This is a genomic window from Nocardia sp. NPDC059180, from assembly GCF_042754945.1.
Taxonomy (GTDB): Bacteria; Actinomycetota; Actinomycetes; order Mycobacteriales; family Mycobacteriaceae; genus Nocardia.
Map to the genome: position 1 here is coordinate 102,371 of NZ_JBHZBU010000004.1, position 12,727 is coordinate 115,097.

15 protein-coding genes are annotated in these 12,727 nt (G+C 67.4%); 11 read left to right on the plus strand and 4 right to left on the minus strand.

The genetic code is table 11. The features are described 5' to 3' along the window. Positions 1–31 precede the first annotated feature (31 nt). From ACFXNW_RS14790 to ACFXNW_RS14825, 8 genes are all read left to right on the plus strand, one after another. On the plus strand, positions 32–1,489 hold the full coding sequence (locus ACFXNW_RS14790; protein ID WP_379418646.1) for an ATP-binding protein: 1,458 nt from the start codon (positions 32–34) through the stop codon (positions 1,487–1,489). Between the two features lie 97 nt (positions 1,490–1,586). Next, entirely contained in the window at positions 1,587–2,852 is a 1,266-nt protein-coding gene (locus tag ACFXNW_RS14795) for a trypsin-like peptidase domain-containing protein (RefSeq protein ID WP_379418214.1), read from the plus strand. Positions 2,853–2,911: 59 nt separating this feature from the next. Then, the gene (locus ACFXNW_RS14800; RefSeq protein ID WP_178125269.1) at positions 2,912–3,406 is read left to right on the plus strand and encodes a molybdenum cofactor biosynthesis protein B; all 495 of its coding nucleotides are present in this window, start codon (positions 2,912–2,914) and stop codon (positions 3,404–3,406) included. Then, positions 3,403–3,591: a hypothetical protein gene (locus tag ACFXNW_RS14805; RefSeq protein WP_379418215.1), complete on the plus strand. Its 189-nt coding sequence runs from the start codon at positions 3,403–3,405 to the stop codon at positions 3,589–3,591. Before ACFXNW_RS14800 ends, ACFXNW_RS14805 begins: the two co-directional genes overlap by 4 nt. A gap of 544 nt (positions 3,592–4,135) precedes the next feature. Further along, complete coding sequence (locus tag ACFXNW_RS14810) at positions 4,136–4,810, plus strand: MspA family porin (protein ID WP_379418216.1); 675 nt, start codon at positions 4,136–4,138, stop codon at positions 4,808–4,810. A gap of 62 nt (positions 4,811–4,872) precedes the next feature. Then, positions 4,873–5,538: an MspA family porin gene (locus tag ACFXNW_RS14815; RefSeq protein ID WP_379418217.1), complete on the plus strand. Its 666-nt coding sequence runs from the start codon at positions 4,873–4,875 to the stop codon at positions 5,536–5,538. Positions 5,539–5,877: 339 nt separating this feature from the next. After that, entirely contained in the window at positions 5,878–6,540 is a 663-nt protein-coding gene (locus ACFXNW_RS14820; protein ID WP_379418218.1) for an MspA family porin, read from the plus strand. 108 nt (positions 6,541–6,648) lie between these two features. Continuing rightward, positions 6,649–7,317 (plus strand): MspA family porin, encoded by a 669-nt coding sequence (locus ACFXNW_RS14825; RefSeq protein ID WP_379418219.1) that lies wholly within the window; start codon positions 6,649–6,651, stop codon positions 7,315–7,317. Positions 7,318–7,385: 68 nt separating this feature from the next. On the opposite strand, the gene mscL is transcribed toward ACFXNW_RS14825, so the two are convergent. The 4 genes from mscL to ACFXNW_RS14845 all read right to left on the minus strand — a co-directional run bounded on the left by mscL (position 7,386) and on the right by ACFXNW_RS14845 (position 9,718). Then, complete coding sequence (gene mscL, locus ACFXNW_RS14830) at positions 7,386–7,796, minus strand: large conductance mechanosensitive channel protein MscL (RefSeq protein WP_379418220.1); 411 nt, start codon at positions 7,794–7,796, stop codon at positions 7,386–7,388. Between the two features lie 126 nt (positions 7,797–7,922). Next, a complete protein-coding gene (locus ACFXNW_RS14835; protein ID WP_379418221.1) occupies positions 7,923–8,636 on the minus strand; it encodes an SAF domain-containing protein in 714 nt (237 codons plus the stop codon). 90 nt (positions 8,637–8,726) lie between these two features. Then, positions 8,727–9,020 (minus strand): FmdB family zinc ribbon protein, encoded by a 294-nt coding sequence (locus ACFXNW_RS14840; RefSeq protein ID WP_379418222.1) that lies wholly within the window; start codon positions 9,018–9,020, stop codon positions 8,727–8,729. Between the two features lie 101 nt (positions 9,021–9,121). Then, complete coding sequence (locus ACFXNW_RS14845) at positions 9,122–9,718, minus strand: 5-formyltetrahydrofolate cyclo-ligase (protein ID WP_379418223.1); 597 nt, start codon at positions 9,716–9,718, stop codon at positions 9,122–9,124. 69 nt (positions 9,719–9,787) lie between these two features. On the opposite strand from ACFXNW_RS14845, the gene ACFXNW_RS14850 reads away from it, so the two are divergent. From ACFXNW_RS14850 to ACFXNW_RS14860, 3 genes are read left to right on the plus strand one after another with little or no spacing between them, the layout of a single operon-like run. Continuing rightward, positions 9,788–10,747: a UTP--glucose-1-phosphate uridylyltransferase gene (locus ACFXNW_RS14850; protein ID WP_379418224.1), complete on the plus strand. Its 960-nt coding sequence runs from the start codon at positions 9,788–9,790 to the stop codon at positions 10,745–10,747. 42 nt (positions 10,748–10,789) lie between these two features. Further along, positions 10,790–12,049: a gephyrin-like molybdotransferase Glp gene (gene glp / locus ACFXNW_RS14855; RefSeq protein WP_379418225.1), complete on the plus strand. Its 1,260-nt coding sequence runs from the start codon at positions 10,790–10,792 to the stop codon at positions 12,047–12,049. A 12-nt stretch (positions 12,050–12,061) separates the two neighbouring features. Then, on the plus strand, positions 12,062–12,712 hold the full coding sequence (locus ACFXNW_RS14860; protein WP_379418226.1) for a GNAT family N-acetyltransferase: 651 nt from the start codon (positions 12,062–12,064) through the stop codon (positions 12,710–12,712). The last annotated feature ends 15 nt before the right edge of the window (positions 12,713–12,727 follow it).

Sequence of the window (12,727 nt, forward strand, 5' to 3'; positions counted from 1 at the left end):
GCCGCGACGCGGCACGGACGAGCCCGCACCGATGCGTCCGCCCACACCGCTGACCAGGACGGTATCGCTGCGCTGGCGGGTGACGCTGCTGGCGGCCTCGGTGGTGGCCATCGCGGTCGCGGTCACCTCGATCGCGGCCTACGCGATGGTGGCGCGCGCCCTCTACGGTGACGTCGACGCCCAGCTGCGCGCCAGGGCCGCGACCATGATCAACGGCGATATCGACAGCATGGCGTTCCAGTCGCTCGGTGTGGCCACGCTGTTCTCCAACAACATCGGCGTCGGGCTGATCTACCCGTTCTCGGTGTCCTCGCCGCCTGCCACCCCCGAAGGTGAGCGCACCCTCGACAGCCTCCCGGTCTACATACCGCCGCAGCCGACCAAACCGCCCATCGGCACCGAGGAGATCGCGGTCGCCAAGGGCGAGCACACCTCATCGCTGCGCACCTTCAACAACCAGCGCGTGCTGGCGCGGCGCATGGATTCGGGTGTGACGCTGGTGATCTCCCAGCGGCTGGAACCGACCCGTGAGGTACTCGACCGGCTGGCCTGGCTGCTGTTCGTGGTCGGCGGGTGTGGCGTGCTGCTGGCCGCGGCGGCGGGCACCGCGGTCGGCCGCACCGGATTGCGGCCGATCGCCCGGCTCACCGCGGCCACCGAGCGAGTGGCCCGCACCGACGACCTGACCCCGATTCCGGTCACCGGTGACGATGAGCTGGCCCGGCTCACCGAGAGTTTCAACACCATGCTGCGCGCGCTGGCCGAATCGCGTGATCGGCAGCGGCGGCTGGTCGCCGATGCCGGCCATGAGCTGCGCACGCCGCTGACCTCGCTGCGGACCAATATGGAGCTGCTGATCGCCGCGGGCAGGCCGGGCGCACCACGGATCCCGGACGAAGACATGGCCGAGCTGCGCATGGATGTAGTCGCCCAGATCGAGGAGTTGTCCACCCTTGTCGGCGACCTGGTCGACCTGGCGAGGGAGGACGCACCGGAAACCGTCTACGAGCGGGTCGATCTCGGTGAGGTCGCCGAGCGGGCACTCGAACGCGCACGCCGGCGTCGCGGCTCGATCGAGTTCGTCGCTGCGCTGCGGCCGTGGTTCGTCTACGGGCACGAGGCCGGGTTGGAGCGGGCGATTCTCAACGTCCTCGACAATGCCGCGAAGTGGAGCCCCGCAGGCGCGCAGGTGCGGGTCAGCATGGCCGAGGTGGGCCGTGGACTGCTGGAGCTGTCGGTCGACGACGCGGGCCCCGGCATCCCGCCCGCCGAACGTGAGCTGGTGTTCGAGCGGTTCTACCGGACCACCGCGTCGCGTTCCATGCCGGGATCCGGACTCGGGCTCGCGATTGTGAAACAGGTCGTGACAAAACACGGCGGCACCATCACGATCGATACGTCCGAGCGTGGTGGCGCGCTGATCCGCATCGTGCTGCCCGGTGAGGCAGGTGCGCCCGGTGCGAACGCCGAGGGCGAAACGGATCTCTAGATCTGCGATCCGCAGAAAACTGAAAGCACGGTCTCAGTCCGCTCTCAGCAGTCGGCGCCACTCTGGATGGCACGACGTGAGAAAGAAACGAGTAACCATGACCGAGGATTTCACCGATCGACCGTATGGGCCTGAGCCCGGGTCCGTGCCGCCGCCGGGTTACCACTCGGCACCCGGCCCGCAGGGCCATCCATACGCCGCCCAGCCACCTCAGGCACTCGTGCCACCGCAGCCCCCCAAGCGCCCGATCCGCGCCGGGCTCGTCGCGGGTGCGGTCGCGTTGACACTGGTCAGCGGCGGCGTCGGCGGTGCGGTCGGGGCATTGGTCGCGGGCAACGACAACGGCGGTAGTGCCGTCACCAATGCGCTCGACGCACCGAAACCGAATATCGACAACGCCTCCAACGCGCCCGCGGGCTCCACCCAGGCTGTGGCCCAGCAAGTGCTGCCGAGCGTGGTGATGATCAAGGTCGCCAGCAATCGCGCCCAGGGCGAAGGCTCGGGAGTCGTCCTGTCCTCGGACGGATTGATCCTGACCAACAACCACGTCGCCGCGGGCGGCGGCCCCGGCGCCAAGATGGAGGTCACCTTCGCCGACGGCAGCACCGCGCCCGCCACCATGGTCGGCGCCGATCCGGTCTCCGATCTCGCCGTCGTCAAGGTCGAAGGCAGAACCGGCCTGACCCCGATCGAACTGGGCAGCTCGGCCGGCCTGCGGGTCGGCCAGCCGGTCATCGCGATCGGCTCGCCGCTCGGGCTGGCGGGCACCGTCACCACCGGCATCGTCTCGGCGCTGAACCGTCCGGTCTCCACCTCCGGCGACGCGGGCGCGGACCCGTCGACCCCCAACCCGGTCATCGACGCTGTCCAGACCGACGCCGCGATCAACCCCGGCAACTCCGGCGGCGCGCTCGTCGACACCAACGGCAAGCTGATCGGCATCAACACGGCCATCGCCACGCTCGGCGGCTCCGAAATGGGTGGCCAGCAGACCGGCTCGATCGGGCTCGGGTTCGCCGTCCCGGTCGATCAGGCGCGCCGGGTGGCCGAAGAACTGATCAAGACCGGCCACGCCACGTATGCCCAGATCGGCATCAAGGTCCCGCGCAACGACACGGTGCGCGGTGCGCGGGTGCTGGAGGCGACCCCCGACGGTCCTGCCGCCAAGGCCGGGATTCCCGCGGGTGTCGTCATCACCCGGATGGGCGATCGCACCATCGACTCCGGCGACGCACTGGTCGCCGCCGTCCGTTCCAGCCGACCAGGAGACAAGGTGAGCGTGACATATACCGATGAACAGGGCGGAAACGCCAAGACCGTCGAGGTGACCCTCGACGCGGTGTCCACCGAGGGCGGCCGGTGATGCAGGTGCTGCACGGGGGATGGGAACCGATGCTCGGCGATGGCGCTACGGTGAGCACCATGGACATCGATGGTTCCGTGGCAGGACGCGCACTGGTCGTAGTCGTCGACGACCGCACGGCTCACGGGGGTGTGGATTCGCTGGGCCCGCTGGTCACCGAATTGCTCACCGAAGCGGGCTTTCTGGTCGACGCGTCGGTGACGGTGCAGGCCGATGAGGTGGAGATCCGCAATGCGCTCAACACCGCGGTGATCGGTGGCGTCGATCTGGTCATCTCGGTCGGCGGCACCGGGATGTCACCGCGCGATGTCACCCCGGAGGCCACCTCACAGGTGCTCGACCGCGAGCTGCCCGGTATCAGCGAGGCGCTGCGTTCCTCCGGTCGCGTGGCCGGTTCGCTGGACGCGGGTCTCTCGCGCGGTCTGGCAGGCATCTCCGGCAGTACCCTCGTGGTGAACCTGCCCGGTACCCGTGCGGCCATCCGCGACGGCATGGCGACGCTCGGTCCGCTCGCCAGCCGGGCGATCGGCGAACTGTCCGGATTGGATGAATGAGTTCCACCGACGATCGATCCGATGTCCCTCGTCCGGTCCGCCGGCCGGGGGACGCGGCGCGTTTGGCGCGCATCTTCGGTGACGTACTTCCCGAGACGACAGGTGATGAGCGTGGCGATGACCGCGACACGCCGTCGAGTGCCGACGACTGGCTACGGTCCCAGGTCCCGCCGCATCACGGTTGACTTCTTCGCGCTCCCAGCTACCCCGCTGGTGCATACCGGCGCGACCTATCTACTGCCCAGCTACGTAATTACTGACGCGTAGCTTTCTGGGGCGTTCGAGCTTCAAGCATTTAAGTGCCGGAGCTCCATATGGAATACGTTCCTGTCCCGTATTCGACACCGGCGCCGACGCGCCTTCCGGTCTTTTTCGGCTACTTTGCCGGAACCCGCAACCTGCATTTATGCACGTCAAGCGATATAAGCCTTTTGCGTATGTGATGCAGATCACTAGGGCCTTGACGAATGCTTTCGTTGTCCGTTCCGTTACCGACGGTTAATCTCGCCTCGGACCATCACATCCTGTTGCGTAGTCCAGTGGCCTGCACGAATGGGCAGACCTCGCGCAATGGGGGCGTGGTTCGGCAGTAGTTGAGCTTTGCGTTGAGATAACGGTGAGTTACACAACGGCAACAAATAGGCGACACACTGAGCTGGGCCTGTGAGGTCCATGTCCAGCCTCGACCGTCGAGGCCGGTCTGTTCGAGAAAAATTGATGAGGGGAAGTATGAGCGAGAACCGCACCAACGGTTTGCGCCGCGGAGCCCGTGCTGCGGGCGTCAGCGCCGCAGCCGCCGTGGCCCTGGGTCTGCTTTCGACCGGGGCCGCGAACGCGGATACCTTCGTGCCGTTGCCGGACGGCGAGAAGGTTGGTCCGGGTGTGACCATCAAGCGCACCCATGAGCATGCGTTGATTTCGCCGTCCATGGCGGCCAATGGCGCAGGTCGTGTTGTCTGGCTTTCGGGCAACGCGAGCGCGGACGTCACCGTCACTCCCGAGGGCGAGGTGGGTCCGAACAACGGCCCGACCGGCGCTCCGGGTACCAACAACTCCTCCACCCACGGAGCCTCGCAGCTGAGCACGGGCTACCTCGTCGGCTGCCAGGTCAGCATCGGCGACGAGGCCATCTCGGCCGGTGTGTCGGGCAGCGTCGACCTCGAGGGTGCCTCGGTCGGTGGCGCGGTGGGTCTGGAGCTGGGTCCGGGCGAGGTGAAGTTCGTCCAGATCGAGTACAAGGACATTCTGAAGCCGGGCAACTACTCGGTGGAGTACCAGGACGTCGAGATGGAGATCCAGGGCTGCGCGGGTTACGCGCAGGCGCGGGCGTACACGGTCGTCGAGATCATCGGTGACCACTACTCGAAGACAACCCTTTACGGGCAGCCGTTCAGCATCGGCTGACGTCGAATTCGACCGTACAAACCTCTCGCCTCGAGCGAACTCGACCCTCGAAGGGTACAAACATGATCAACCGTAAGATCGTGGCGCGCGCGGCCGGTATCGGTGCCGCCGCGACCGTGGCCATGGGCCTGCTCTCCACCGGTGCGGCCAACGCCGACACCTTCGTGCCGCTGCCCGGCGGCGAAATCGTCAAGACGCTGTCCGACGGCACCGTGGTGACGGTCCGGCTGGTCGGCGAATCGGCCAACATCAACCCCTCCCTCGGCTCCACTCCGGTGCACCGCAACGCGTGGGTTTCGGCCAGCGCGCAGGTCGAGCTGTCCGGCTCGGGTGCCGTCGGCGGCAAGATCTATCCGGGTTACGTCGTCGGCTGCCAGGTCAATATCGGCGGCGGTGGCGTCGAAGGTGGCGCCTCGGCCGGCGGAACCTGGGAAGGTGACCCGACCGGCGGTGTCGAGAGCGGCGGCGAGCTGTCGCTCGGTCCCGGCCAGGCGAAGTCCTTCTACGTCCTCGACCTCGAAGAGGCCGACGACTTCGGTAGCGAGTCGCACCAGACCCGCAACAGGTTCAAGGGCAACAGCGGCAGCGTCACCTGGGCCGATGAGACCATCGGCCTGAGCGGCTGCGCCGGCTATGCGCAGGCGCGCGCGTTCGTGAAGGTCAAGGTCGAGACCGACAACGTTATGTCGGTCGTGACCCTGTGGGGTCAGCCGTTCAGCCTGGGCTGATCGGGGCCTGCTCGGGGTATTCCCAGGACTGAGCAAACGTAGCCGGCAGTTCGAACGCGGGCCTGTCACAATCGTGACAGGCCCGCGTTCTGCTGTTTTCGGCCCGCGACCGGCGGAATCGCCCTTGTCGCGGCGGATTCGGCCGATCTGCGTAACCTCTCGGCTACCTTCGCCTCATCTTGCTGCCATGTAGCCGACGGTATGCCGTCCCCGATTGTTCACTCCCTGTGCCGATTCGGGTTCATCTCGCGGTCAGGGCCCTCTTAGAGGCTCTTCTGAGCCTGTTGTAGGCCATCCTCGTGCGAACGGGGTTGTCGCTGAATCCTGATGAGGGGAAGTATGAGCAAGAACCGCACCAACGTCACGCGCGCGATGGGCGTCGGCGCCGTCGCCGCCGTGGCCATGGGACTGTTCTCGGCCGGCGCCGCCAACGCCGACGCCTTCGTGCCACTGCCGGACGGTGAGAAGATCGGTCCTGGCGTCACCATCAAGCGCACCCATGAGAGCGCGCTGGTCTCGCCGTCGATGGCGGCCAACGGTGCCGGTCGCACCGTGTGGGTTTCGGGTGTCGCGAGCGCGGACGTCACCGTCACTCCCGAGGGCGAGGTGGGTCCGAACAACGGCCCGACCGGTGCTCCGGGCACCAACAACTCCTCCACCCACGGCACGTCGCAGCTGAACACCGGCTACATCGTCGGCTGCCAGGTCAGCATCGGCGACGAGGCCATCTCCGCCGGTGTCTCGGGCAGCGTCGACCTCGACGGTGCCTCCGTCGGTGGCTCGGTCGGCCTCGAACTCGGCCCGGGCGAAGTCAAGTTCGTCCAGATCGAGTACAAGGACATCACCAAGCCGGGTGTCTACTCCGTCGAGTACCAGGACGTCGAGATGGAGATCCAGGGCTGCGCCGGTTACGCACAGGCCCGCGCCTACACCGTGGTCGAGATCATCGGCGACCACTACTCGAAGACCACCCTCTACGGGCAGCCGTTCAGCATCGGCTGATTCCGGGTCTCCCCGGCCGGGTCGCCTCGGCCGGAACGAGCCGATGTGCGTCGAATCCGCCAATCAATCTCTCGCTGAAGCGAATCAACCCCAGAGGGGCATTACACAATGATCAACCGTAAGAGCATCGTGCGTGCGGCCGGTGCGGGTGCCGCCGCGGCCGTCGCGATGGGCCTGTTCTCCACTGGTGCGGCCAATGCCGACACCTTCGTACCGCTGCCCGGCGGCGAAATCGTCCGCACCCTGTCCGACGGCACCGTGGTGACCGTCCGCCTCGCGGGCGAGTCGGCCAACATCAACCCGTCCATGGGCTCCACTCCGGTGCACCGCAACGCGTGGGTTTCGGCCAGCGCGCAGGTCGAGCTGTCCGGCTCGAACGCCAAGGGCGGCAAGATCTACCCCGGTTACGTCGTGGGCTGCCAGGTCAACATCGGTGGCGGCGGCGTCGAGGGTGGCGTCTCCGGTGAGGGCACCTGGGACGGCGAGTCCTTCGGTGTCGGCGCCGAGAGCGGCGGCGAGCTGTCGCTGGGTCCCGGCCAGGCGAAGTCGTTCTACGTGCTCGACATCGAAGAGGCCGACGACTTCGGCAACGAGGATCACCAGAAGCGCAACAAGTTCAAGGGCAAGAGCGGCAGCGTGACCTGGGCCGACCAGACCATCGGCCTGAGCGGCTGCGCCGGCTACGCGCAGGCGCGCGCGTTCGTCAAGGTCAAGGTCGAGACCGAGAACGTGAACTCCGTGGTGACCCTGTGGGGTCAGCCGTTCAGCATCGGCTGATATCGCAGTATCGAAACGAATGGGCCTGTCGCTCTTGGCGACAGGCCCATTCGTCGTTTCGGAGAGGATCAGTATTCGTGGCGGCCGCCGCCGGTTTTCTGGCTGTCGGCCAGCAGATCGCGGATTTGGATGAGCAGGTCGTTGTCGCTGAGCACCTCTTCCTCCTCTTCCTTGGCGTAGCGCTTCTTCATCTGCTGGGCGGGCATGACCAGCACGAAGTAGAGGACCGCGGCGATCATCAGGAAGTTGACGCACGCGGTGACGATCGGCCCCACTTCGACGAACGTCGAGGGGGTGTCGGCTACCAACCGGAAACCGAGCCCAAGTTCGTTGGGGCTGCCGAAAACCGCGAGCAGCGGGTTGATGATCCCGTTGGTGAACGAGGTGACGATCGCGACGAACGCCGTGCCCATGACCACCGCTACTGCCAGGTCGACGACGTTTCCGCGAAGCAGGAAATCCTTGAACCCCTTGAGCATTGCCGTATCTCCTTCGACGTGCGGAACCGACTTTCCGCAGCTTCCTGCCGGTCTTCACGGATGCTAGTAGACCGGTATGGCAAATGCGTGGCGAACAAGGGTTGCGGCGGCCATACGTGATCGATATCAATGAAATACGACGGTGAGTGCGGTACTCAATGACGCAGCGGCGACGGCGGCGGCATTCTCGGCGCCCATGGCGACCAGCACCACCCGTTCCGCGGATCGGGTGGGCGAGGCCCCCGGCGAGCCGGATATCAGCACCACGGCGGCGTCGGTGGCCAACGTGCGTGCCTGCTGTGCGGCCGTACGATCCGATTCGCCGGCGGCGATGACGTCCACGCGATCACCTGCGCGCAGGATGTCGGCGACAGCGGTGTCGGCCAGCCGGATGGGGACGATCCTGGCATCCGGTGCGCCACCGGCCACCGTGGCCAGTCGCGGGCCGATCACGCGTAGATCGGTGAGGATTTCACCGCTGCGCATGGCCCCGGTCAGCGTCGCGCCGATCAGCGGGGCGGGATCGCGGACCGCGCCGCCGGGCAGGGCGCCGGCTTCGCGGTCGACAACGCGCAGGTCGCTCGATTCGAGGAGATGGCCGGGTGCAAGATCGCGGGCTGCGACGACGACGCTCATGCGGTCGGCGTCCGGGTCTCCGCGGAGGAACAAGATGATTGCCGCCGCGGTGAGTGCACCGGCCAGTAGCCGCCTGGCGAGAAGACCGTCGGCCCATGGCGGACGATTCCAGAGTGCTTCCCGCAGGGTCTCACCACGGCCCAGCGGAGCGTCGTGGACGCGGGGTGGTCGGAGCCGGTGGCGCAGGGCCGGCGATCGGATCATGTGCCGAGGGTATGGCGCATCTCACCGGCCCGGGCCGGGTGAACGACAGGTTGTGGACAACTCGCGGGCTGTGGATAACCCGCGGTCGGATCAGCTGGCTGCTGCGGTGCTCGCCGAGGCCGCGGGGGTGGCCGAGGAGGTCGAGTCGGAGCTGGTCGAGGAGGAGCCGCTGTCGGACTTGGCGGGCTCGCTGGCGGTGGAGGCGCCGCCACGGCTGTCGGTGCGGTAGAACCCGCTGCCCTTGAACACGATGCCAACGGAGTTGAACAGCTTGCGCAGCTTGCCCGAGCACTCCGAGCAGACGCTCAGCGCCTCATCGGTGAAGGACTGAACGATATCGAAGCGGTTATCACACTGGGTGCACGCATATGAATAAGTTGGCACAGGATCCTCCGCAGGGTTCGTCGGTCTAGCACTCTACAGCCGACAGTGCCAACGTCGCCAATCGGGAATTCATTCCCACGTCACCGGCTACCCGCGTGCGATCACTGGCCCGACAGCCGCCGCAGCCCACCGCGCGGCGTCAATGCCCAGCCCATGCGCAGATCGTGCGGCTCCTCCGGCAGCCGTTTCACCAGCTCATCGTCGCGGACGACCGCCACCAGTCGCGCCGCAGGGTCGGCGGCGGCCAATGTCCGGTCGTAGTAGCCCGCACCGCGACCCAGCCGCACGCCACGCAGATCGACCGCCAGCGCCGGGACGAGAATCACACCCGCACGGCCGACCGCGGTGACGCCCAATGCGGGCCCGCTCGGCTCGAGCAAGCCATAGCGGGCCGGACGCAGACTCCCGGCCCCGGTGTACTCGGCCCAATCCAGCGGCCCTGGCGGCCCCGTTACCGGCAGCAATACCCGCGCACCCGCTGCTCGCAGCGCCTCCAGCATCGCCGGTGAGCCCGGCTCGCCACGCACCGGAACGTATGCGCACACCCATTCGGAAGTATCGATTTGCCCGACCGTCGCTGCCAGTGCAGATGCCTCCTCGGCCCGGTCGATGTCGGGCAACGCGGCCCGCTGCGCGAGAATCTCCGACCGCCAGGCATGTTTGTCGCGCTCACCGGGCATGTTCACGGTGATCACCATAGGCTCATGCGGGTGCGATGCCGCCGCGAAGCAGGCTTGGACGACGTAATAGATAGATAAGGTGTGCATATGACAGCGAAGGCAGGCGAGCCCGGCACAACGACGGGCGCGGCGATGGAGTCGTGCTTCCGTACGGCGGTCGTGCCCGCGGCAGGGCTCGGGACCCGGTTCCTGCCCGCGACCAAGACGGTGCCCAAGGAGTTGCTGCCGGTGGTCGACACCCCCGGTATCGAGCTGGTCGCCGCCGAAGCGGCCGAATCCGGTGCGGACCGGCTGGTCATCGTGACCTCGCCGGGTAAAGACGGCGTCGTCGCGCATTTCGTCGAGGATCTGGTGCTGGAGAGCACCCTCGCCGAACGCGGCAAGTTCCATCTGCTGGAGAAGGTGCGCAAGGCCCCCGGTCTGCTGGATGTCACTTCGGTCGTGCAGGAGGAGCCGCTCGGGCTCGGTCACGCGATCGCGCAGGCCGAAAGTGCCCTGGACGCGGACGAGGACGCCATCGCGGTGCTGCTGCCCGATGATCTGGTGCTGCCCAGCGGCGTGCTCGACGCGATGAGCCGGGTGCGGCGCGAACGCGGCGGTTCGGTGCTGTGCGCCATCGATGTCCCCAAAGACCAGGTGAGCGCCTACGGCGTATTCGACGTGGAACCGGTTCCCGGCGTCGCCGACCCGGATGTGTTGCGCGTCAACGGGATGGTGGAGAAGCCCGACCTTGCCGACGCGCCGTCGACCTACGCGGCTGCCGGTCGCTATCTGCTCGACCGGGCGATCTTCGACGCGCTGCGCCGCATCGAGCCGGGCGCGGGCGGCGAACTGCAGGTGACCGACGCGATCGCGCTGCTGATCGCCGAGGGCCATCCGGTCCATGTGGTGGTTCACCGTGGGTCGCGCCACGATCTGGGCAACCCGGGCGGCTATCTTCGTGCTGCAGTGGATTTCGCGCTGGAGCGGGAGGAATACGGCCCGGCCCTGCGCGAATGGCTGCAGCATCGGCTGGGCCCCGACTGGGATCCGCAGGTGAGTTCGTAGAAAGAGATCGCCCGATGGGCGAGGGAGATCGGGAAGGGCTGGATGCGCTCGGTTGAGGATCAGCAGATCAAGGTGACCGCGGCGGCGGTCGCGCCCCGGCCGGTCCGGGTCGCGATTTCCGAGGCGCAGGGCCTGCTGTGTGCCGAGGATGTGGTCACCGAACGGCCGCTGCCCGGCTTCGACCAGGCCGCCATCGATGGTTATGCGGTGCGCAGCGTCGACGTCGCCTCGGCCGGCGCCGAAATCCGTGACGAAGAAGGCGAACTGGTCGATCTGACGCTACCGGTGGTCGGTGAGGTCGTCGCCGGATCGCGTCAGCCGATCCGGTTGCAGCCGCGTCAGACGGTGCGCGTCGATACCGGCGCCCCGCTGCCTACCCTGGCCGATGCGGTGTTGCCGATCGATTTCACCGACGGCGGCCGCGCACGGATCAAGGTCTATGAGCCGGTGCGCTCCGGCGATTACGTGCGCCGCATCGGTGACGATGTGCAGCCCGGTGATGTCGCGGTACGGGCGGGCACGATCATCGGCGCGGCACAGGTGGGCTTGCTCGCCGCGGTCGGCCAGGACAAGGTGCTTGTCCATCCACGGCCGCGGCTGTCGGTCATCTCGGTGGGGGCGGAACTGATCGATATCGACCGCACTCCCGGCCCCGGCCAGGTCTACGACGTCAATTCCTATGCGCTGGCTGCCGCCGCGCGCGATGCCGGCGCCGACGTCAACCGGGTCGGCATCGTCGACGCCGACCCGCGCCGCCTGCGTGATGTGGTCGAAGGTCAGCTGGTGCGTTCGGAAGTCGTGGTGATCGCGGGCGCTGTCGGCGGCTGGGCCTCCGAACAGGTCCGTGAGGCGCTGGAGGGGCTCGGTGAACTGGAGATCGCCAGGGTCGCGATGCATCCAGGGTCGGTGCAGGGTTTCGGGCGGCTCGGACGCGACGAGGTGCCGACGTTCCTGCTGCCGTCCAATCCGGTCGGAGCACTGGTGGTGTTCGAGGTGATGGTGCGGCCGCTGATCCGGATCGCCCTCGGTCGGCGTCAGCCGATGCGGCGAATCGTGCACGCCCGCACGATTACTCCGATCCAATCCATGGCAGGTCGCAAGGGTTATCTGCGCGCGCAGCTGATGCGTGATGAAGCCACCGGCGACTATCTGGTGCAGCCGCTCGGCTCCGGTGCGGGCGCGTCCGCACATCTACTGGCGACACTGGCCGAGGCGAACAGCCTCATCATCGTCGATCCCGACGACACCGAGATCCGGACCGGCGACGAGGTCCAGGTCGCCTTCCTCGCACAGCGCGGCTGAAAAGTGGAGACCATGAACGTCTTCCGGGCGACCCAGCATCCCGGGTGGCCCGCACATCTCGGCCCGGTGCGAGTCGCGGCCGGGCAGGTGGCGTTGCGGCCGGTCCGGTTGCGAGACGCTGCCGCGTGGAGCCGGATCCGGCTGCGGGACCAGGACCATCTCGAGCCGTGGGAGCCGACAGGTCGTGGCGCCTGGGAAGCGCGCAATCACGCCTCCAACTGGCCCTCGCTGTGGTCGAGCCTGAAGGCCGAAGCCCGGCGCGGCGCGATGATCCCGCTGGTCATCGAGGTGGACGGGGCGTTCAGCGGGCAGCTGACCGTCGGCAATATCGTGCGCGGAGCGTTGCGATCGGCGTGGATCGGCTACTGGGTGGCCAAGGATCTCGGCGGTCAAGGCGTGGCGACCGCGGCCTTGGCGCTCGGCCTCGATCATTGTTTCGGACCGGTCGGCCTACATCGTGTCGAGGCGACGGTGCGGCCGGAGAATCTGGCCAGCCAGGCGGTGCTGCGCAATGTCGGTTTCCGGGAGGAAGGCCTCTTACGCCGATATCTGGACGTCGACGGGGCTTGGCGCGATCATCTATTGGTCGGCCTGACCGTGGAAGAGGTGGCCGGGACAGTAGTGGACCGGCTGGCACGGGAAGGCCGGTTGACTCTGCTGTGAGAGCGGGCCCGACGA